We start from the raw sequence: 21220 nt of genomic DNA on the forward strand, positions 1-21220 counted from the left end.
CAGTGACATGCCAGAAGACCTGATGCAGGATGATTTGAGCAGTACCGAAGCCTTGCGGCGTCTGGAACAGGACGGCCCCAATGCCTTGCCCGTCTCCCACCCGCGCAACGCGCTGCACCTGCTGCTGGGCGTCGTGTTCGAACCGATGTTCCTGCTGCTGGTGGCCTGCGGCGCCATCTATCTGCTGCTGGGCGACCAGAACGAAGCGCTCATGCTGCTGGGCTTTGTGTTCGTGGTAATGGGCATCTCCTTCGTCCAGCAGCGCCGCACGGAACGCTCGCTGGAAGCGCTGCGGGTGCTGTCCAGCCCTGTCGCCATGGTCATGCGCGATGGCCAGGTCGCCAAAGTGCCGGCCGCCACCCTGGTGTGCGGCGACATCGTCCTCATCGCCGAGGGCGACCGGGTGCCGGCCGATCTGTTGCTGCTGGCCGCCACCAACCTGACCGTCGATGAGTCCATGCTGACCGGCGAATCGGTCCCCGTGGCCAAATATGCGGCCGCGCCGGACACGCCGCCGGACGTCGCGCCACCGGACTCGCCCCAAGCCGCGTACCAGGCTTATTCCGGCACGCTCGTCACGCAGGGCACGGCGCGCGGCCGCGTGATCGCGACCGGACCGCGCAGCGCGCTCGGGCGCATCGGCCAGTCGCTGGCGGCCATCGGCGCCCAACCCACGCCGGTGCAGGCGGAGACGGCGCGTGTGGTCAAGCTGGTGGCCGCCGCCGGACTGGCGCTGGCCGTGTGCCTGGCGCTGTTCTATTGGCTGCGGCTGGGGGATTGGCTGCATGGCCTGCTGGCCGGGCTGACGCTGGCCATGGCCATCCTGCCGGAAGAACTGCCGGTGGTGCTGACCATTTTCCTGGGCCTGGGCGCCTGGCGGCTGGCGCGCGAGAAGGTGCTGGCGCGCAGCATTCCCGCCATCGAACTGCTGGGCGCGACCACGGTCCTGTGCGTGGACAAGACCGGCACCCTGACCATGAACCGGATGCAGCTGCGCGCCCTGTGGTGCGACGATGGCCGCTATGACACGGTGGCCAACGCGACCGAGGCGCTACAGGAAGAGCTGCACGGCGTGCTCGAATACGCCGTGCTGGCCAGCCACCGGCGCGCCTTCGACCCGATGGAGACGGCCATCGCGGCGGCCGGCAAACAGCTGCTGGCCAACACCGAACACCTGCACGACGACTGGACGCTGGTGGACGATTACCCGCTCTCGCCGGAAATGCTGGCCATGTCCCGCGTGTGGCAGTCGCCCGACCACAGCGCCTTGCTGATCGCCGCCAAGGGCGCACCGGAAGCGATCATGGACTTATGCCACCTGCCTCCGCAACGGTGCGCCGACATCGCGCGCCAGGTCACTGCCATGGCCAACGAAGGCCTGCGGGTGCTGGGCGTGGCGCGCGCAGAATTCGCCAACCCCGTTGCCAACCCGGCAACCCCGGCCGCCGCCACCGGCCTGCCCGACAAGCAGCACGATTTCGACTTCGAATTCCTGGGACTGGTAGCGCTGGAAGACCCGGTGCGGGCCGATGTGCCCGAAGCGATCGCGCAATGCCGCCGCGCCGGCATGCAGGTGGTGATGATCACCGGCGACCATCCGTCCACGGCCCGCTCCATCGCAAGGCAAGCCGGTTTGACGGCCGATGGCGCCCCCATCACCGGCACCGAACTGGAAGCGATGGACGACGCGGCGCTGAACGCGCGCCTGGCCGACACCCACATCTTCTGCCGCGTGCAACCGGCCCAGAAGCTGCGGCTGGTGCAAGCCTTCCGCGCGCGCGGCGAGGTGGTGGCGATGACGGGCGATGGCGTGAACGACGCCCCGGCCCTGAAAGCGGCCGACATCGGCGTGGCCATGGGCGTGCGCGGCACGGACGTGGCGCGCGAAGCGGCAGCGCTGGTGCTGCTGAACGACGATTTCGCCTCACTGGTCACGGCCGTGCGCCACGGACGACGTGTGTTCGCCAACCTGCGCAAGGCGATCGCCTTCATCGTGGCCGTGCACGTGCCCATCGTCGGCCTGTCGTTCTTCCCTGTGCTGTTCGGCTGGCCGGCGCTGCTGATGCCGGTGCATATCCTGTTCCTGCAACTGATCATCGACCCGGCCTGCTCGGTCGTGTTCGAAGCGGAAGCGATCGAATCCCACGCCATGACGGCGCCGCCGCGCCCGGCCAATGCGCGCCTGTTTGACCGCGAGGTCTTGGTGCGGGGACTGGTGCAGGGCAGCGGCCTGCTCGCCATCCTGCTGGCGCAATCGCTGGCATTGCGCGCCACCGGCATCGATGGCGCGCAGGAACGGGCGCTCACCTTCATCGCCCTGGTCTTCTCCAATCTTGGACTCATCTTCGCCAACCGCACCTGGAGCGGCTTGAGCTGGACCCGCGCCGGCGCTGTCAACCACGCTTACCGCTGGAGCAGCGCCGCGACGCTGACGCTACTGGTGCTGGTGCTGGGCGTCCCCAGCGTGCGCGCCCTGTTCGGTTTCGACCTGCCGCCGGCGCCGCTGGTCGCCGCAGCGATGGCGACCGCGTTGGTCAGTACGCTGTGGTTCGAGGCCTGCAAGAAGATGCTGAACCGGCCGGCAGCACACGCCAACGGTCAGTGGGACAAGTCGATGCCGTAGAGGGCGAAGCCCTTGCCGCTGCCATCGTCGGGCTGCAACTGGCGCACGTTGCTCAAGCCTGCATCCTGCGCCAGCCCTTCCAAGCCAGGCGGCGCGTGAAACACGACCGGTCCGGCGTGCTGCACGGGCGCGAACCGCCAGCTGCGGGCGCCGCCATGGGCGCTTCGGGTCAACTGCCGGGCGGCGCGGATGTAGGCGATCAGCACATCACGGCTGGCGTCCGGCGCGGCCAGCACGGTCTTGCTGCCGTCAAGGCCGGGGAAAGCGCCGCCGCCGTTGGCCCGGAAGCTGTTGGTGGCCACCACGAACGACTGCGCTGCCGACACCGGCGCGCCCCGATGGCGCAAATCGACGATACGCTGGCCCAAAGGCCGCGTGATGTCGATTTCATAGCGCACATCAGGATCGGTGAGCATGTCGAAATTGAAGCCGGCGAAGGCCGTGGAGACCAGTTCCTGCGCCCCGCTCGCGGCCGGATCGATGCGGCGGAAGCGGCCCGCCGCCTTTTCCAGCCACGCGCGCAGTTCCGCACCCGTGACCTTCACGGCGTACAGGGCGTTCGGATATAGGTACAGGTCCGCCGCGTTATTGAGCGCCACCGGGCCGGGCTTCACGTCCGTGTAGTCGCCCGGCCCCGCTGCGCCGGTCTTGAACGGCGACGCCATCGACAACACGGGCAGCCCCGCGTACGCCGGCAAGTTGGCCTGCACGTAACGGCGCACGTAGTCCGCCTGGGCCAGATTCACCAGTTCGATCGCGCTGGGATCTCCCACGTCGGCGAAATAGCTGGCCATGCGGAACGCGCTTTGCCCCAGCGGCGCCTGCACATAGGCGATGGTGGCCGCGTGTTCGTCCGCCACCAGCGGCGCAATGGACGGATCGGCCGCCACGACACTGCGGTCGGCATTCTGGATGGGGCGCGCCTCCACCGTGGTGCGTTCCTTGTCCACCAGCCAGCGCTGGCCGTCGTAGCGCAGGTGCAGGCCGATCACACCCAGGTGCTTGCCCCACAGGCTGGCCATCACGGTCGGCACGCCGAACACGGTGCCGCGCACCTTGTCCACGCCCGGCAAGTTGAAGGCGGGGACGGTGCTGGCCGCATCCGGGAAGGTCTGGTGGGCGTGGCCGATCAACATGGCGTCCACGCCGGGCACCTGGGCCAGATACAGGCCGGCGTTCTCCATGGCTGGCGTGTACGGCGCGCCGTCGATGCCGCCATGGGCGATGGCCACCACCAGGTCGGCCCCTTCGGCCCGCATCCTGGGGAGGTATTTTTGCGCCGTTTCGCGCACGCCCTCCGTGTACACCTTGCCTTCGAGCGCGCGCTTGTCCCAATCCAGGATGGCCGGCGGGGTAAAGCCGATGATGCCGATGCGGATCGTGGTGCGCAGTGCCTGGCCGTCCGGCCCGGTGGCGCTGACCTCCTTGTCGAGGATGCGGTACGGGGCAAACAAGGGCTGGTGCGTGCGGCTGCTGTACACATTGGCCAGCACCAGCGGGAAATGGGGACCGGCGCAGCGGGGCGCGGCCGGGTCCACGCCGTCCACCTGGAAGGCGCTGCCCGTCACCCGGCTCAGGTAGGCCAGTCCGTAGTTGAATTCATGGTTGCCGATGCCGCCGCCTTCCACGCCCAGCGCGTCGAGCGCGCGGTAGATGGCCAGCGCCCGGTCGCATGGCGGCGGCGCCACCAGCGCCTGATAGTCGGCCAGCGCCGTGCCCTGGATCGCGTCGCCGTTATCGAGCAGCAGCGTATTCGGGAATTCGGCACGGGCCTGCCGGATCAGCGTGGCCGTGCGTTCCAGGCCGATGGACGGTTCCGGCTTGAGCTTGTAGTAATCATAACTGAGCACGTTCGCGTGCAAGTCCGTCGTCTCCAGCACGGCCAGGGTGGCGGCGCTGCCGGCCGGCGGCGCTGCCAGCGCCGTTGGCGCGCACAATGGGGCGCAAAGCAGCAGCGGCAGGGTCAGGGCGGACAGGGGGGAAACGGCATGCATGGGCGGCTCAGTCGTATGATTTTCGCAATATCGGCCGCATGATACGCCCGCCCGGGGCGCCGGTCTACCCGCCGTGCCATGCGAATGGCCCGGAACACCCCTGCGTCGGGTATAATCCAAGGTTTGATTTCAGCCTAGAGAAGATCCAATATGGAAGCCGAACGCATCAACTCCCTCTCCGCCCTGCTCGCCGATCTCACGACGCGCGAAGCCGAACTTCGGAGGTATCTTTGACTTCGATAAGAAGTCGGAGAAACTAGAGCAAGTCAACGAGGAACTGGAAGACCCCACCGTCTGGAACGACCCCAAGCGCGCCCAGGACCTCGGTAAAGAGAAAAAATCGCTGGAATCCGTGGTGTTCGCCCTCACCAAGGCCCACGCCGACCTGGCCGACATGAACGACCTGTTCGCCATGGCCAAGGAAGAAAACGACGACGACACGCTGGAAGCGGTCATCGGCGACACGGAAGACATCCGCAAAGTCATCGAAGGCATGGAATTCCGCCGGATGTTCAACAATCCGATGGACCCCAACAACTGCTTCATCGACATCCAGGCTGGCGCTGGCGGCACGGAAGCCCAGGACTGGGCCTCGATGCTGCTGCGCCAGTACCTGCGCTATTGCGAACGCAAAGGCTTCAAGGTGGAGATCATGGAACAATCGGACGGCGAGGTGGCCGGCATCAAGACCGCCACGCTGAAGGTGGAAGGCGAATACGCCTACGGCCACCTGCGCACGGAAACGGGCGTGCACCGCCTGGTGCGCAAGTCGCCATTCGATTCGGCCAACGGCCGCCACACCTCGTTCACGTCGCTGTTCGTGTACCCCGAAGTGGACGACTCGATCGACATCGAAGTCAATCCGGCCGACCTGCGCGTCGACACCTACCGCGCATCGGGCGCCGGTGGTCAGCACATCAACAAGACCGACTCCGCCGTCCGCCTGACCCACATGCCGACCGGGATCGTGGTGCAGTGCCAGAACGACCGCTCGCAGCACCGCAACCGCGCCGAAGCGATGGAAATGCTGAAGGCGAAGCTGTACGAGCAGGAACTGCGCAAGCGCATGAGCGAGCAGCAGAAGCTGGAAGACTCCAAGACCGACGTGGGCTGGGGCCACCAGATCCGCTCCTACGTGCTGGACCAGTCCCGCATCAAGGACCTGCGCACCAACTTCGAGACCGGCAACACCAAGGGTGTGCTGGACGGCGACCTGGACGAGTTCATCTCGGCCTCCCTCAAGCAAGGCGTCTAAGGTATGAGCAATCCGCAGCGCGCATTCATCTTCGACATGGATGGCACGATCGTCGACAACATGGCCTTCCACACCAAGTCGTGGGTGGCCTTCTTCGAACGCCGTGGCCACCAGATCGATCCGGACGAATTCTTCCGGGCCACGGCCGGCCGCCAGGGGCACGAAATCATGCGCCACTACCTGGGCGAGCACCTGACCAAGGAAGAAAGCGCGCAGCTGGACTTTGAAAAAGAGTCGCTGTACCGCGAGCTGTATGCGCCGCACCTGGCCACCGTACGTGGTTTCGACCAGTTCATCGCCAACGCCAAGCGTGGCGGCGTGGCGCTGGCCGTCGCCACGGCCGCGCCCAACGACAACATCACCTTCACGCTCGACGGGCTGGACCTGCGCGGCCATTTCCGCGCCGTCGTCGGCGCGGCCGACGTGGCACGCGGCAAACCGAACCCGGACGTGTTCCTGCTGGCGGCCGAGCGCAGCGGCGCCCTGCCCGCCCACAGCATCGTGTTCGAGGATGCGCCGCTGGGCGTGGAAGCGGCACGCCGCGCCGGCATGCGCGCCGTGGCCCTGACCACCACGCTGCCTGCTGAAGCCTTCGCCGAATTCGACAACGTGATCTGCATCGCGCGCGATTTCAGCGAACTCGATATCGAACAACTGTTCGCCGCCGCGCCGGCGGCCACCGCCATCTAAATAAAAACATCCCTCTACGAGAACAATATGACCACCGATCTTCAAGAACAAGCAGCCGCCCCGGACGACAACAAGATCATCGCCGAGCGCCGCGCCAAGCTGGCCGCGCTGCGCGAACAGGGCGTCGCCTTCCCCAACGACTTCAAGCCGCAGCACAAGGCGGCCGACCTGCACGAGCAGTATGGCCAGAAGTCGCGCGAGGAACTGGAAGAACACCCCGTCACCGTGGTGCTGGCCGGCCGCATGATGCTCAAGCGCGAAGCAGGCAAGAAAGCCGCCTTCGCCACGCTGCAGGATGCCTCGGGCCCGCGCGCCGATGGCCGTATCCAGATCTACGCCACGCTGGACCTGACCGGCGAAGCGGCCATGGCCGCCCTGCACCACTACGACCTGGGCGACATCCTGGGCGTGGTCGGCACCCTGTTCAAGACCAAGACCGATGAACTGACCATCAAGGTCTCCGAGCTGCGCCTGATCACCAAGTCGCTGCGTCCGCTGCCCGACAAGTTCCACGGCCTGGCCGACCAGGAAACCAAGTACCGCCAGCGTTACGTGGACCTGATCATGAACGAGGAAACGCGCCGCACCTTCAAGGCCCGCACGGCTGCCATCTCGTCGATCCGCCGCTTCATGGACAAGAACGGCTTCATGGAAGTGGAAACGCCGATGCTGCACACCATTCCCGGCGGTGCGGCGGCCAAGCCCTTCGTCACCCACCACAACGCGCTGGACATGGAAATGTACCTGCGTATCGCGCCCGAGCTGTACCTGAAGCGCCTGGTGGTGGGCGGTTTCGACCGCGTGTTCGAGATCAACCGCAACTTCCGCAACGAAGGCGTGTCGATCCGTCACAACCCTGAATTCACGATGATGGAGTTCTACGCGGCCTACACCGACTACAAGTGGCTGATGGACTTCACGGAAGCGGTGATCCGCCAAGCCGCCATCGACGCCCACGGCACCGCCACCCTGACCTACGGCGGCCGCGAGCTGGACCTGGCCAAGCCTTTCCACCGCCTGACCATCGTCGGCGCCATCAACAAGTACGCGCCGCATTACACCAACGAGCAGCTGCACGACGCCGAATTCATCACGGCGGAACTGGCCAAGTTCGGCGTCAAGCCGCACGCCCACTCGGGCCTGGGCGCGCTGCAACTGGCGCTGTTCGAGGAAACGGCTGAAGCGCAGCTGTGGGAGCCGACCTACATCATCGACTATCCGGTCGAAGTGTCGCCGCTGGCGCGCGCCTCGGACACGGTCCCCGGCATCACCGAGCGCTTCGAGCTGTTCATGGTGGGACGCGAGATCGCCAACGGCTTCTCGGAGCTGAACGATGCGGAAGACCAGTCGGCCCGCTTCCTGGCCCAGGTGGCCGCGAAGGACGCAGGCGACGAGGAAGCCATGTTCTACGACGCCGACTACATCCGCGCGCTGGAATACGGCATGCCGCCAGCCGGTGGTTGCGGCATCGGCATCGACCGTCTGATGATGATCATCACCGACTCGCCCAACATCCGCGACGTGCTGCTGTTCCCGCACCTGCGCCGCGAAGAGTAAGCGCTGCCTCGCGCCACATGAAAAAGCCGCCCGGTCGCGAGACCGGACGGCTTTTTTACTTGGGGCCGAAACGCCTTACTGGATCACACGGTAGCACGGCGTGTAGTGCTTGCCGGCCAGCTTCATGCGGTGCTGGGCCACGAACGAGGCCAGCAGCGCGTCCATCGGGCCCATGATGGAGGCGTCGCCGTGGATTTCGAAGTGCCCGTGCTTTTCGATCGCACGGATGCCTTCGTCCTTCACGTTGCCCGCCACCACACCCGAGAAGGCGCGCCGCAGGTTGGCCGCCAGCAGGTGCACTTCCTGGTTCTTGTGCAGGCTCAGGTTGCGCATGTTCTCGTGCGTGGGCGCGAACGGCTTCTGGAACTCGTGGTCGATCTTCAGCAGCCAGTTGTAATAGTAGGCGTCGCTGCGCGACTTGCGGAACTCGCGCACCTGCTTGATCCCGGCCTGCATCTCGCGCGCCACCAGTTCCGGATCGTCGATGATGATCTTGTAGCGCTGCTGCGCCTCCGGGCCCAGCGTGTCGTGGATGAACTGGTTGATCTGCACGAAGTACTCGCGCGACGTTTCCGGCCCCGTGAACACCAGCGGGAACGGGATCTCCGCGTTGTCCGGGTGGAGCAGGATGCCCAGGATGTAGAGGATTTCCTCGGCCGTACCGGCGCCGCCGGGGAACACGACGATGCCGTGGCCCGTGCGCACGAACGCTTCCAGGCGCTTCTCGATGTCCGGCATGATCACCAGCGCGTTGACGATGGGGTTGGGCGACTCGGCGGCGATGATGCCCGGCTCCGAGATGCCGAGGTAGCGGCCCGTGTCCATGCGCTGCTTGGCGTGGCCGATGGTGGCGCCCTTCATCGGCCCCTTCATCGCACCCGGTCCGCAGCCGGTGCAGATATCAAGGCCGCGCAGGCCCATCTGATAACCGACCTCTTTCGAGTAGTTGTATTCCGCGCGGTTGATCGAGTGGCCACCCCAGCACACCACCAGGTTGGGATTGATCTGCGGCTTGAGGATGCCCGCGTTGCGCAGGATGTGGAACACGGCGTCGGTGATGCCCTCCGTGCTCTCCAGGTCAAATTCGGGATTGTCCGTCACCTCATTGCTGACAAAGATAATATCGCGCAGCACCGCGAACAGGTGCTCGTGGATGCCCTTGACCATTTTGCCGTCCACGAAAGCGATCCCCGGCGCGCCCTTGATATCGAGCTTGATGCCGCGCTCGCGCTGAATGATGCTGATGTCGAACGACTTGTAGCGTTCCAGCAGTTCCTTTCCATCGTCGATCGTGCTGCCGCAATTGAGCACGGCCAGCGCGCAATTGCGGAAGATGTTATAGAGGCCGCCCTGGCTGGTGTCGAGCAGCTTGTTGACTTCGGCCTTGGACAAAACTTCCAGCTGTCCTTCGGGCGCGATCAGGGTATCGACAACGTCATGTTCCATGGTACAAAAATCCTTATTCAGATTCGCTGCAACGTGATGGCTTGCAATGCCAATATACGACAACTGAGCGCATTTGGGGCCGGAGATTGCAGGGCGCGTCCCCTGCGGCGCTGCTCGCCCATTATTAGCACAAACGCTACAATTTTGCAGACGGCGTCCCAAAACATGCCCCTGGACTGATTTGTAGATTAAAATGCCGCACCCGGAAGACCGGCGTGGTTCATTGTGCCCCCAAGCTTATCCAGCCAGGGTGCGGTGCTCCACCCATTTTTATCGACCATAATAAACTTTAGGAGAAACCGCATGAGCGGTGCTACCCAAGCTAACCAGGAAGTCGCTGTCCCCGAGTTCAAACAGATCATGGGACATCCCGCTCCGCTTTGGATGTTGTTCATGACCGAGTTCTGGGAGCGTTTCGCCTTCTACGGCATACGCTGGGCCCTGGTGCTCTACATCGTCGCCCAGTTCTACCACGGCGACGCCGCCGGCGAACAGTTCGCCAACCTGACCTACGGTTCCTACCTCGCGCTCGTGTACGCGGGCGCCCTGTTCGGCGGCTACGTGGCCGACCGCGTGCTGGGCTACCAGCGCTCCATCCTCGTTGGTGCGGCCTTCATGTCCGCCGGCCTGTTCATGATCGCGCTGCCCGATCCGAATATCTTCAAACTGGGCCTGGCCACCATCATCGTCGGCAACGGCATGTTCAAGCCGAACATCTCGACCATGGTGGGCAAGCTGTACTCGCTGGGCGACGAGCGCCGCGATTCGGGCTTCACCATTTTCTACATGGGCATCAACTCGGGCGCGCTGATCGCCCCCGTGCTGACGGAATTCCTGGCCACCAAAATCTTCGGCACCGGCGGCATGCCGGCCTACAAGGTGGTGTTCATCTCGGCCGGCGTGGGCATGCTCATCAGCCTGTTCTGGTTCAGCATCGGCCGCCGCGGCCTGAAAGGCATCGGCGCTCCCGAAGCGCAGATGCAGGACCCCAAGCGCATGCTGTGGGTGGTACTGGGCTCGCTGTGCGTGATCCCTGTCGTCTACATGCTGCTGGCCGTGGGCGCCAACAACCTGCAGGGCGTGCTGTCGGTGCTGTTCATCATCCTGTCCGTGATGCTGATGATCGAAGGTATCCGCAACGGCAAGGTGGCGCGCGACAAGGTGATCGCCATGCTGGTGATCTTCTTCTTCAACATCATGTTCTGGATGTTCTTCGAACAAGCAGGCAGCTCGTTCACCTTCCTGGCCGATAAGATCGTCGACCGCATCATGTTCGGCTGGGAGTTCCCGAACGCCTACTTCCAGAGCGTAAACTCGATCGCCATCATCGCTCTGGCGCCGATCATTGCCTTCATCTGGGTTGCCATGGGCCGCAAGAACGTCAACCCGTCCATCCCGCGCAAGTTCGGCCTGGGCCTGGTGTTTAACGGCCTGGCGTTCGGCCTGCTGATGTTTGCGCTGTCGTCCCTGGTCGACGTGCACAACAAGATCCCGTTCTGGACCCTGTTCATGGTGTACGTGATCCAGTCCGTCGGTGAACTGTGCCTGTCGCCGATCGGCCTGTCGATGGTGACCAAGCTGGCCCCGACCCGCCTGGTGGGCCTGGGCATGGGCGGCTGGTTCCTCTCCACCGGCATCGGCAACAACCTGTCGGGCATCTTCGCCAGCTTCGTGAGCGGCGAAAAAGGCATGTCGGTGACGTCGGCGCTGGAAGGCTACACGCTGGGCTTCTACTCGCTGATGGCAGGCGGCATCCTGCTGTTCCTGATCGCACCGCTGATCAACAAGCTGATGCATGGCGTAAAGTAAGCCGCACGGCGGCTTGACCATGACAACGGCGGCCTGCGGGCCGCCGTTTGCGTTTGCGTTTTCGTTTGCGCTTTCGTTCGGCAGCAGGCCTCAGGACTTGCGCAACGGATGGGCATCGAGCCACGCTTGCAAGCGCGCCGCCGCGCCGGGCGGCAGGTGCAGACCCAGCTTGGAACGCCGCCACAGGATGTCCTGCGCGCTGCGCGCCCATTCGTAACGGCGCAGGTAGTCCACTTCCGCCGCGTACAGGCCGGCGACGATTTCTTCGCCCATGGCGCCGGGCGCCTCGCGCCCCGCCAGCAGCGTATGCATTCGCGTGCCGTAGGCGTGGGCGTAGCGGGCCACCAGGGACGTAGGCAGCCAGCCGTAGCGCAGTTGCTGCTCGCGCAGCCAGCCAGCAAATTCGAGCACGGAACGGTTCTGCGGCACGGCGCCGAACAGGTCACCACCTGGCAGGCAAGCGCCCGCTGTCCAGCCGCCCTGCCGGTTGTCGAGGGATTTCGCGATCAGGTCCACCGCTTCCTCGGCCAGCTTGCGAAAGGTGGTGATCTTGCCGCCGAAGACGCTCAGCAGCGGGGCGCCGCCCTGCTCCACCTCCAGCCGGTAGTCACGGGTGACAGCCCTGGCGTCGGCCGCCTCATCCTCCACCAGTGGGCGCACGCCCGCATAGCTCCACACCACGTCCGCCGGCGTCACGGGCACGGTGAAATACTGGCTGACCAGTTCACATAGGTAGCTGATTTCATCGGACGTGATGGCAACCTGGCCCGGGTCGCCCTGATAATCGAGGTCCGTGGTGCCGATCAGCGTGTAGTCCTGTTCGTAGGGGATGGCGAACACGATGCGCCCGTCCGGGTGCTGGAAGATGTAGGCGTAGCCGTGCGCGAACAGGCGTGGCACGACGATATGGCTGCCCTTGATCAGCCGCAGCTGGCGCGCCTGCGCCTGGGGCGCCGCCGCTTGCAGGAAGGCCGTCGTCCACGGCCCGGCCGCGTTGACCAGATAGCGGGCGTTGACGCGGATACGCCCGCAATCCACCTTGTCCAGCAAGGCCTGCCAACGATCGCCCTCGCGCCGGGCCGACAGGCAGGTGGTGCGGGTGAGGATAGTGGCGCCGCGTTCGCACGCGTCGAGCGCATTCAGCACCACCAGCCGCGCGTCGTCCACCCAGCCGTCGGAATAGACGAAGCCGCGCGTCAGCACGGGCTTCAGCGGCTGGCCGGCCGGATGGCAGCGCAGCGAAATCGCGGATGACGCGGGCAGCAGTTCGCGCCGGGCCAGGCTGTCGTACAGCAGCAGGCCGGCCCGTATCATCCACGCCGGACGCTGGCCCTGCACGTGCGGCATCACGAAACGCAAGGGCCGCATGATGTGCGGGGCGCTGCGCAGCAGCACTTCGCGCTCCAGCAGCGCCTTGCGCACCAGGCCAAATTCATAAAATTCCAGGTAGCGCAGCCCGCCGTGTATCAGCTTGGTGGAGGCCGACGACGTATGCGCGGCCAGGTCGTCCTTTTCGCACAGGACGACCGACAACCCGCGCCCGGTCGCGTCGCGCGCGATGCCGGCGCCATTGATGCCGCCGCCCACCACGAGGATGTCGCAATCTATCGTATGCTGCGGTTCTGTCATAGAATTCCCGCCAGGCCGATCGCCGCCCAAGCCGCCGGAGAGGCGGCGTCGGGTCCATTATAAGGACTTCCCACACGCCACCGCCAGTATCGTGGCGCGGCACGACGCGGCGGGACGCAGCGCGGCGGGGCGATTGGTCTATAATTCCCCCCACTTCGCAACCACGAGAATTCTGTCTTGAGTGCCTCCCAACCTGCCGCATCCCCCTTGTTCAAGCGCCGTAACGTCGTGCGCGGTCTGATCGCCATCGTGCTGGCTGGCATGATCGCCGCCGGCCTGCTGGTGGCCTACCTGCTGCTGGTCATCGCGCCCAACCTGCCGTCGCTGGACGTGATCACGGACTACCGTCCCAAGATCCCGCTGCGCATCTACACGGCCGACAAGGTGCTGATCGGCGAATTCGGCGAGGAACACCGCGACTTCATCCCCATCAAGGAGATGCCGGAGATGATGAAGAAGGCCCTCCTCGCCATCGAGGATACGCGCTTCTACGAACATGGCGGCATCGACTGGCTGCGCGCCTTGGGCGCGGCCCGCTCCAACCTGGGCGGCAGCTTCCGCCAGGGCGGCTCCACCATCACCATGCAGGTGGCGCGCAACTTCTTCCTCACCCGCGACAAGGTCATCGCCCGCAAGCTCAACGAAGTCATGCTGGCATATAAAATCGAGGCGGCGCTCAGCAAGGACCAGATCCTGGAACTGTACATGAACCAGATCTACCTGGGCCAGCGCTCGTTCGGCTTTGGCAGCGCGGCCCAGGTCTACTATGGCAAACCGCTGAAGAACCTGAGCATCGCGGAGATGGCCATGCTGGCCGGCCTGCCCAAGAACCCGGCCCACCACAACCCGGCGGTCAATCCCAAGCGCGCCAAGCAGCGCCAGCACGTGGTGCTCAAGCGCATGCGTGAACTCGATTACATCACGGAAGACCAGTACCAGAAAGCCCTGCACGAACCGCTGCGCGTCAACAACCGCGGCCAGGAATTCGACACCCACGCCGAATACGTGGCCGAACTGGCACGCCAGGTGGTGTACGCCAAGTTCAAGGATGACTCGTACAACAAGGGTATCAGCGTCTACACCACCATCCTCAAGGCTGACCAGGACGCGGCCTACGAATCGGTGCGCCGCAACGTGCTGGCCTACGACCAGCGCCACGGCTACCGTGGTCCGGAGGCCTTCATCGAACTGCCCGCAGGCGACGAGGAACGCGACGACGCCATCGAGGAAGCGCTGCAGAAGCGCCCTGGCAGTGACCGTCTGATCCCGGCCGTCGTGCTGGAGGCCGGCCCGAAAACCGTCAAGGTGCAGGACCCGTTCGGCCAGGAGATCACCATCAGCGGCGACGGCCTGCGCCTGGCCGCGCCCGCCCTGGCGGCCAGCGCCAAGGATGGCTTCAAGCTGCGCCCCGGCGCCATCGTGCGCATCATGCGCGGAGAGAAGAACGCCTGGGTCATTACCCAGGTGCCGCAGGTGGCGGCCGCCTTCGTGTCGATCGACGCCGTCACCGGCGCCTACCACGCGCTGGTGGGTGGCTTCGACTACAACCTGCAGAAGTTCAACCACGTGACGCAGGCTTGGCGCCAGCCCGGCTCCTCGATCAAGCCCTTCATCTATTCGGCAGCGCTGGAGAAAGGCTTTTCGCCGGCCACCATCATCAACGACGTGCCGATCGAGCTGACCGGCGCCGAAACCGGCAACGAGACCTGGCGCCCCGGTAACGACGACGGCCTGTACGACGGTCCGATCACCATGCGCACGGCGCTGGCCAAGTCCAAGAACGTCGCTTCCGTGCGCATCCTGCGCAACATCACGGTGGGCTACGCGCACGACTACCTGGGCAAGTTTGGCTTCGACCTGAGCCGCCAGCCCAAGAACCTGACGCTGGCGCTGGGCACGGGCGCCGTCACCCCGCTGCAACTGGCCGGCGCCTACGCCATCTTCGCCAACGGCGGCTACCAGATCGAGCCCTACCTGATCTCGCGCATCGTGGACGGCAACGGCGCCGTGATCTCGGAAACCAAGCCGCCCGCCGGCTTGCAGGAAAACGCGCGCGTGATCGACGTGCGCAACGCCTTCGTCACCGACACCATGCTGCGCGAAGTGACGCGCAGCGGCACCGGCGCAGCCGCCGCCAAGCTGGGCCGACCCGATATCGCCGGCAAGACCGGTACCACCAGCGACGCCATGGACGGCTGGTTCTCCGGCTATGGCGGCGGCATCGTGGCCGTGTCGTGGATGGGGTTCGATGATCCCAAGTCGCTGGGCGGGCGTGAATTTGGCGCCACGGTGGCCATGCCGATCTGGATGGACTACATGCGGGTGGCCCTGCAACAGCGTCCGCCACAGGACCGCCCGGTGCCGGCTGGCCTGACCCAGCTCAACGGCGAATGGCTGTACGATGAGTTCATGGGCGACGCGGCCGTCCACTCGCTCGACATGGGCGACGCGGCGCCGGAACTGGATGCGCCTGCGGCGCCGGCCGAGAAGCCTGCCACCAACTAGGTGGCGATCACACAGGGCACGCGTTCCATGGGTACCCGCGTGCGCGGGTACGACGAATTCAAATGCTGGACGTCAGGCCCGGTTCACGCGGTGCGCGGCGCCGCCAGGTGGCTGCGCACGAAACGCACCGTGCTTTCCGCGAACTGGTCGGGCGTGACCTTGGCGGCGCGGTACTTCCAGCGCTTCACGTACCAGTCCTGGAACATGGCCATGCAGTGGGCCGCCAGCAGCGGCGCGGCGCCGTCCGGGCGCCCTTCCACGCTGTCGACGAGGCCAGCGATCAGCGCCTGCACATACAGCTCCGACTCCTTGGCCATGGCCCGTTGCTGCGGCGGCAGCGCGCGCGAGTCCATGAACACGAAATAAAACCACGGCTGCAAAATCTCGGACAGGAAGATGGAGGCGCGGATCAGTGCCTCCAGCCGGTCGAGCGGATCGTCGACATGGGCGAACATGCGCGGCACTTCCTGGGTGGCGTGGCGCACCACTTCCTCGATCATCTCGGCCAGTTGGTCCTTGCCGCTGATGTAGCCGTACAAGCCCCCCATCGACAGCCCCGTCTCGCGGCACAGGTCGCGCAAGTTCATGGCCCGAAATCCGACCTCGTTGGCGAGGCGGAAGGTGGCGTTGAAGATGTTCTCCAGATTTTCCAGTGCCGGCTTGCGGCGCTTGACGCCGATGCGGTCGGCATAACGGTCGAGCAGGAAGGCCCAGATATTGGCGCCATCGAGTGGCGTCATGCGCTGGAACTGCTGAAAAGTGAAGTGGACAGGCAAGGTCACCCCAAAGATTGATTTCGGGAACGATTATAACGCAGGAAAACAACTGTCCCGCTCGATTTTCCAATTTGTGCGCCCGAATTCGACCAGCACAAAACCTTAACGTAACAACAATGTTACAGTCCAAAAACCGAGCGAGCGCTCGTTTTATTCCTGCCGGAGAGCGGGAAGGAACGCGGGCCGCCGGGGTACGACGGCCGCCGCCATGGCGCATCGTGCGCGGCGCAACGGCCGTCCCATTCTTGATAACTTTACGGAGACAACATGAAACATCGCTTCTGGAAGACCCTGTCACTATTGCTGATCGCGCTTACGGCGCTGCCCGCGCCCTCGTGGGCCACCGGCTACACCCAGACCAAATACCCGATCGTGCTGGTGCACGGCCTGTTCGGCTTCGACAGCCTGGGCCCGGTCGACTACTTCTACGGCATCGCTTCCGCCCTGCAAAGCGGCGGCGCCAAGGTCTATGTGACCACCGTGTCGGCGGCCAACAGCACGGAAGTGCGCGGCGAGCAGCTGCTGACCCAGGTCCAGCAAATCCTGGCCGCCACCGGCGCCACCAAAGTCAACCTGATCGGCCATAGCCACGGCGGCCCCACCTCCCGTTATGTCGCCTCCGTGCGGCCCGACCTGGTGGCCTCTGTCAGCAGCGTCGGTGGCGTGAACAAGGGTTCGCGCGTGGCCGACGTGCTGATCGGCGCGGTGCCAGACGTCACCTACACGGTGGCCAACGCCGTCGCCGGGTTCATCAGCTTCCTGTCCGGCAGCCCCACCCTGCCCCAGGATTCCGTAGCGGCCGCCCAGTCGCTCAGCACCGCCGGCACGGCCGCCTTCAACAGCCGCCATCCGGAAGGCGTGCCCACCACCGCCTGCGGTGAAGGCGATTACCAGGTCAACGGCGTCTACTACTTCTCGTGGAGCGGCGCCCAGCCCTACACCAACGTGTTCGACATCAGCGACCCCGTGCTGGCGCTCACGTCGCTGGCCTTCAACGGCGCCAAGAACGATGGCCTGGTCAGCAGCTGCTCCAGCCACCTGGGCCGCGTGATCCGCGACGACTACGCCATGAACCACCTGGACGAAGTGAACCAGATGATCGGCATCACCAACCTGTTCGAAACCAGTCCCGTCACGATCTTCCGCCAGCAGGCCAATCGCCTGCAGGGCCTGGGCCTGTAAGGAGCAGCCATGAACGCACGCGCAAAACTGTTGCGGGCCGGTGGCCTGGCATTGGCCGCCGGCGCCCTGTACTTCACGCTGCACCAGCCGGAAGCGCCGGCCCAGCCAGCCCGCTCCGACCCCGACTACTTTGCGTTCGTGCGCTCAATGGATGGCACCACGCCCGACGGCGAGGTGCGCCAGAACGCAGCCGACCAGCTGGTGGTCGACGCCGAACTGGCGCACCTGTTCGACTACTACCTGGCGGGCATCGGTGAACGCACGCTCGACGCGATCCGCACCGAGATCGGGCGCGAACTCGATCGACGCCTGAAACCAGCGGCAGCGGCCGAAGCGCGCCGGCTGCTGGGGCAATACCTCGATTACAAGCGCGCGCTGGTGGAGGTGGAACAGGGCTTGCCCAAGCCGGCCAGCATGACCGATGGCGCGCGCGCCCGGCTGGACGCCGTGCAGCAGCTGCGCCACCGCTACTTCAGCCAGAAGGAGATCGACGGCCTGTTTGGCGACAGTGACGCCTATGACACGGACGCCATCGCCCGCATGGAAGTGAACGCCGACACCACGCTCACGCCGGCCCAGCGCCAGCAGAAGCTGGCCGCGCTGGACGCCAAATTGCCCCCCGCGCTGCGCGAGGAACGCGAGGCGCCCACCCGCGTGCTACGGCTCGAAGATGAAGTACAGCGGCGCCGCGCGCAAGGTGCAGGCGACAACGATATCTACCAGCTGCGCGCGGCCACGCTGTCGCCGGCCGCCGCCGACCGGCTGGCGGATCTCGACCGCGAGCAGGCCGACTGGCAGCGCCGCATCGCCGAATACCAGCAGCAGCGCCACCAGTTGCAGGCGCGCGCCACGCCGCCCAGCGCGGCCGAGCTGCAGCAACTGCGCGACGCGGGATTTACGCCGCTGGAGCAGAAGCGGCTGCCGGCCTACGAATAGCAGGGACAATTGTTGCGGCGGCTCAACACCCATGGGCCTGCCGCAGCCGCCGCACCGGGTAGTTTCGATGCTACAATTCTTGCACATCAAACATCCTCCGGGTGCGATATGGCGATGTCTCGGCTCAGCGTCACCATCAGCGCGCCCATCATCCTGATCGGCGTGCTGGCCATCGCGCTGAACGCCTATCTGAGCGTGGGCAAGCTCGATCGCACGCTCAATGAACTGGAGCAGTCTCGCCTGCACCTGATCCTCGACGACCTGCGCGACAACCTCGAAACGGGCCTGGATCTGGGCCTGCCCCTCAAGAGCCTGGGCAACGCGCAGGCAGCCATCGAACGGGAAGCGCGCCAGGACGGCGCCATCGTCGGCATCCGCGTGCTGGATGCAGACGGCGCCCCCGTGTTCAGCACCGGCGACCCTGCCCATGGCGCGCCGCTGCGTGCGGCCCTGTCCAACAACCTGGGTGTAGCCATGGGCGCCATCGAGCTACGCTACGCGCGCCAGGCCGACGAGTTGTCGGTCGCGGCCTACGCAGACCAGCTGGCGCGGGCGGCCGCCTGGATCGCCGCCACCGGCGCCTTGCTGGCGCTGGCCGCGATCCGTTTCTGGATGCGCCGCATCGGCCGCACCGTCGACACCATCGCCTCCACGCTCGACCGCAAGCCGCCGCCGCCCCACCCGGACCCGGAAGCCGCCATCCTGGCCGGCCGCGCGCGCGAGCGCGCCGACCACGCGCTGCGCGAGCTGGAACAGGCCACGCGCGCCATGCGGGAAGCCAGCCTGCAACGGGAGCGACCATGACCGCCACGACGCCGGACCAGCGCCTGACCACGCGGCCGGTACGCCAGCTGTTCGCTTTCGCACTGGCGCTGCTGCTGGCGACCCAGCTGGCCATGTCCTACTACGCCTGGACCCGGGCCGAGGACCGCCTTCTGCCGGAACTCGGCAACAAGGCCCACACGGCTGCGCTGTCGCTGGCGGCCAGGCTGGAACGGGCGCTCGGTTATGGCATCCCGCTGCCCCGGCTGGTGGGCGTGCCTGAATATTTTGCCGACGTCCTCAAACAAAACCCCGACCTGGCCTACTTGCGCGTGAGCGGCACGGATGGCGCCACGCTGTTCAGCAGCGGCGATGATGGCGGTCCGCCGGCCGGCTACCTGGACCAGCCATTGCCCCTACGGTTGCATGGCGCCATCGTCGGCCAGTTGCATGTGGGCGTGCACCGCAACTACCTGGCCGCGCGCGTGCGCGAACTGCGCTACGACATCGGCATCGTGCTGCTGGCCAGCCTGCTGATCGCGTTCGAGGTGCTGTGGTTCGTCGTCACACTCAACTTCACGGCGCCCATGCGCCAGATCGCCGCCATGATGACGCGGCTGGCGGACGGCGACTTCCGCCGCGCGCCCCTGCGCGAAGGCAGCGAACCGCTGGCCCAGCGGCTGGGCGCAATCGCAGCCGCCGTCAACCAGGGCTATGAGCGTCTGGTGGCGCTGGCCGGTAATGTGCACCAGACCGGGATGCTGGGCGAGCTGCGGCGCGAATATGCGTTCGGCGACGCCAGCGGCGACAGCGAACTGGCGCAGCAACGCATCGTGCTGGTGCGGGTGCTCAGCTTCCTGTTCATGTTCGCGGAAATGCTGTCGCGGCCCTTCCTGCCCGTCTATGCGGCCACGCTGCCGATGGGGGCCACGGCGCTGCCGGAAGGACTGCGCGCCAGCCTGCCGGTGACGGCTTTCCTGCTCGCCGTCGCGTTGAGCATGCCCGCTGCGGGCCGCTGGTCGGACCACGCGGGGCGGCGCAGCGGCTACCTGAGCGGCGCCTTGCTGGTGATCGGGGGACTGATCGCCACCGCGCTGGTGCCGCAATACTGGGTGCTGCTGGCGGCGCGCGCCATTACCGGCGCCGGCTACGCGCTCATGTTCATGGCCTGCCAGGGCTATGTGTTCGACAGCACCGACAGCGCGAACCAGGGCCGGGGCATGGCGCTGTTCGTGGGCGCCATCATGGTGGCCGAAATCTGCGCGCCGGCCGTGGGTGGCATCCTGGCCGACCGGCTGGGCTACCGGACCGTGTTTGCGCTTGGCGCCGGGATCGCCATGATCGCCGCCTGCATCGCCGGCGCGGTGCTCGACAACGGCAACGCGGCGCCCCGGGGCCCGCAACGGGCCCCCTTACTCAGGCTGGCCCACAACCGGCGCTTTGTCGCGCTCACCGTCTTGTCCGGCATTCCGGCGAAATTCCTCTATTCCGGCTTCCTGATCTTCCTCGTCCCCATGCTGCTGAACGGACTCGGACTGTCCAAGTCCGAGATCGGGCGCTACACGATGTTATATGGCCTGTGCTGTCTGCTGCTGGCGCCCCTGTTCGCCCACGTGGCCGACCGCCGCGATGCCTACGGCGCCATGGTCGCCGGCGGCGGCCTGCTGACGGCAGTGGCGATGCTTCCCGTCCTGCGCGGTGCCAGCCCGCCACTGGTCTTGCTGGGCATCGCAGGACTGGGCATAGGTCAGGCCATGAGCATCTCCGCGCAACTTGTGCTGGTGGCCCGCGCCACCCGCCAGGAAACGCTGGAGGTGGGCAGCGGTCCTGTCATGGGCGTATTTCGCCTGATCGAGCGCCTGGGCGCCGCCGCCGGCCCTGTGGTCACGGGCGCTCTGGTGGCCCGCCACGGCGCGGCCGGCGCCATGCTGATACTGGGCGTGGCGGGACTGGTATCGTCGCTGCTATTCGCGGCCACGCTATGGCCAGCCCGGCGTGGGCGCAGGCGCGCACGTGGCATGGCGGGCCAGCCATGACCAACGCCCCGCCCATCGCT

At 65.9% G+C, this 21220-nt stretch carries 14 protein-coding genes; 10 read left to right on the plus strand and 4 right to left on the minus strand.

Annotated features, from left to right (window positions below; all coding sequences use genetic code 11):
• The first annotated feature begins 7 nt into the window (after positions 1–7).
• Positions 8–2623, plus strand: a complete 2616-nt coding sequence (locus H3H37_RS15365) for a cation-translocating P-type ATPase (RefSeq protein WP_182163978.1) — start codon at positions 8–10, stop codon at positions 2621–2623.
• On the opposite strand, the gene H3H37_RS15370 is transcribed toward H3H37_RS15365, so the two are convergent.
• On the minus strand, positions 2599–4617 hold the full coding sequence (locus H3H37_RS15370) for a bifunctional 2',3'-cyclic-nucleotide 2'-phosphodiesterase/3'-nucleotidase (RefSeq protein ID WP_182163980.1): 2019 nt from the start codon (positions 4615–4617) through the stop codon (positions 2599–2601). The genes H3H37_RS15365 and H3H37_RS15370 overlap by 25 nt on opposite strands.
• Before the next feature lie 150 nt (positions 4618–4767).
• Between H3H37_RS15370 and prfB the strand changes: the two genes are divergently transcribed.
• From prfB to lysS, 3 genes are all read left to right on the plus strand, one after another.
• Positions 4768–5872 (plus strand): peptide chain release factor 2 gene (gene prfB / locus H3H37_RS15375; protein WP_182163982.1). Its coding sequence is split into 2 segments (ribosomal slippage): positions 4768–4848 and positions 4850–5872, totalling 1104 coding nucleotides; the frame shifts between segments, so codons are not numbered across the junction.
• A gap of 3 nt (positions 5873–5875) precedes the next feature.
• Positions 5876–6562: an HAD family hydrolase gene (locus tag H3H37_RS15380; RefSeq protein ID WP_182163984.1), complete on the plus strand. Its 687-nt coding sequence runs from the start codon at positions 5876–5878 to the stop codon at positions 6560–6562.
• A 27-nt stretch (positions 6563–6589) separates the two neighbouring features.
• Complete coding sequence (gene lysS / locus H3H37_RS15385; RefSeq protein ID WP_182163986.1) at positions 6590–8119, plus strand: lysine--tRNA ligase; 1530 nt, start codon at positions 6590–6592, stop codon at positions 8117–8119.
• Between the two features lie 75 nt (positions 8120–8194).
• Here the strand turns inward: lysS and ppnN are convergent, their stop codons facing one another.
• Positions 8195–9565 carry a nucleotide 5'-monophosphate nucleosidase PpnN gene (ppnN, locus tag H3H37_RS15390; protein ID WP_182163988.1) on the minus strand — a complete coding sequence of 457 codons (1371 nt, stop codon included), beginning with the start codon at positions 9563–9565 and terminating at the stop codon, positions 8195–8197.
• A 360-nt stretch (positions 9566–9925) separates the two neighbouring features.
• Here ppnN and H3H37_RS15395 point away from each other — a divergent pair, with 360 nt between their 5' ends.
• Positions 9926–11374 carry a peptide MFS transporter gene (locus H3H37_RS15395; protein WP_446033166.1) on the plus strand — a complete coding sequence of 483 codons (1449 nt, stop codon included), beginning with the start codon at positions 9926–9928 and terminating at the stop codon, positions 11372–11374.
• Positions 11375–11464: 90 nt separating this feature from the next.
• On the opposite strand, the gene glpD is transcribed toward H3H37_RS15395, so the two are convergent.
• The gene (glpD, locus tag H3H37_RS15400; protein ID WP_182163992.1) at positions 11465–13003 is read right to left on the minus strand and encodes a glycerol-3-phosphate dehydrogenase; all 1539 of its coding nucleotides are present in this window, start codon (positions 13001–13003) and stop codon (positions 11465–11467) included.
• 261 nt (positions 13004–13264) lie between these two features.
• Here glpD and H3H37_RS15405 point away from each other — a divergent pair, with 261 nt between their 5' ends.
• The gene (locus tag H3H37_RS15405; RefSeq protein WP_182164081.1) at positions 13265–15508 is read left to right on the plus strand and encodes a penicillin-binding protein 1A; all 2244 of its coding nucleotides are present in this window, start codon (positions 13265–13267) and stop codon (positions 15506–15508) included.
• 83 nt (positions 15509–15591) lie between these two features.
• On the opposite strand, the gene H3H37_RS15410 is transcribed toward H3H37_RS15405, so the two are convergent.
• Positions 15592–16248: a TetR/AcrR family transcriptional regulator gene (locus H3H37_RS15410; RefSeq protein ID WP_182163994.1), complete on the minus strand. Its 657-nt coding sequence runs from the start codon at positions 16246–16248 to the stop codon at positions 15592–15594.
• Positions 16249–16551: 303 nt separating this feature from the next.
• Here H3H37_RS15410 and H3H37_RS15415 point away from each other — a divergent pair, with 303 nt between their 5' ends.
• From H3H37_RS15415 to H3H37_RS15430, 4 genes are all read left to right on the plus strand, one after another.
• Complete coding sequence (locus H3H37_RS15415; protein ID WP_182163996.1) at positions 16552–17466, plus strand: lipase family alpha/beta hydrolase; 915 nt, start codon at positions 16552–16554, stop codon at positions 17464–17466.
• Between the two features lie 9 nt (positions 17467–17475).
• Entirely contained in the window at positions 17476–18402 is a 927-nt protein-coding gene (locus tag H3H37_RS15420; protein ID WP_182163998.1) for a lipase secretion chaperone, read from the plus strand.
• Between the two features lie 114 nt (positions 18403–18516).
• Complete coding sequence (locus H3H37_RS15425) at positions 18517–19206, plus strand: hypothetical protein (protein ID WP_182164000.1); 690 nt, start codon at positions 18517–18519, stop codon at positions 19204–19206.
• Positions 19203–21200, plus strand: a complete 1998-nt coding sequence (locus H3H37_RS15430) for an MFS transporter (RefSeq protein ID WP_182164002.1) — start codon at positions 19203–19205, stop codon at positions 21198–21200. Before H3H37_RS15425 ends, H3H37_RS15430 begins: the two co-directional genes overlap by 4 nt.
• Positions 21201–21220: the final 20 nt, after the last annotated feature.

Origin of the sequence: Rugamonas brunnea, assembly GCF_014042345.1 — a bacterium.
Classification (GTDB): domain Bacteria; phylum Pseudomonadota; class Gammaproteobacteria; order Burkholderiales; family Burkholderiaceae_D; genus Rugamonas; species Rugamonas brunnea.

Excerpts from the sequence above, each read along its gene's own strand:
- H3H37_RS15365 (WP_182163978.1), top strand. The coding sequence starts at position 8 with ATGCCAGAAGACCTGATGCAGGATGATTTGAGCAGTACCGAAGCCTTG.
- H3H37_RS15370 (WP_182163980.1), bottom strand. The coding sequence starts at position 4,617 with ATGCATGCCGTTTCCCCCCTGTCCGCCCTGACCCTGCCGCTGCTGCTT.
- H3H37_RS15380 (WP_182163984.1), top strand. The coding sequence starts at position 5,876 with ATGAGCAATCCGCAGCGCGCATTCATCTTCGACATGGATGGCACGATC.
- lysS (WP_182163986.1), top strand. The coding sequence starts at position 6,590 with ATGACCACCGATCTTCAAGAACAAGCAGCCGCCCCGGACGACAACAAG.
- ppnN (WP_182163988.1), bottom strand. The coding sequence starts at position 9,565 with ATGGAACATGACGTTGTCGATACCCTGATCGCGCCCGAAGGACAGCTG.
- H3H37_RS15395 (WP_446033166.1), top strand. The coding sequence starts at position 9,926 with ATGGGACATCCCGCTCCGCTTTGGATGTTGTTCATGACCGAGTTCTGG.
- glpD (WP_182163992.1), bottom strand. The coding sequence starts at position 13,003 with ATGACAGAACCGCAGCATACGATAGATTGCGACATCCTCGTGGTGGGC.
- H3H37_RS15405 (WP_182164081.1), top strand. The coding sequence starts at position 13,265 with ATGATCGCCGCCGGCCTGCTGGTGGCCTACCTGCTGCTGGTCATCGCG.
- H3H37_RS15410 (WP_182163994.1), bottom strand. The coding sequence starts at position 16,248 with ATGACGCCACTCGATGGCGCCAATATCTGGGCCTTCCTGCTCGACCGT.
- H3H37_RS15415 (WP_182163996.1), top strand. The coding sequence starts at position 16,552 with ATGAAACATCGCTTCTGGAAGACCCTGTCACTATTGCTGATCGCGCTT.
- H3H37_RS15420 (WP_182163998.1), top strand. The coding sequence starts at position 17,476 with ATGAACGCACGCGCAAAACTGTTGCGGGCCGGTGGCCTGGCATTGGCC.
- H3H37_RS15425 (WP_182164000.1), top strand. The coding sequence starts at position 18,517 with ATGTCTCGGCTCAGCGTCACCATCAGCGCGCCCATCATCCTGATCGGC.
- H3H37_RS15430 (WP_182164002.1), top strand. The coding sequence starts at position 19,203 with ATGACCGCCACGACGCCGGACCAGCGCCTGACCACGCGGCCGGTACGC.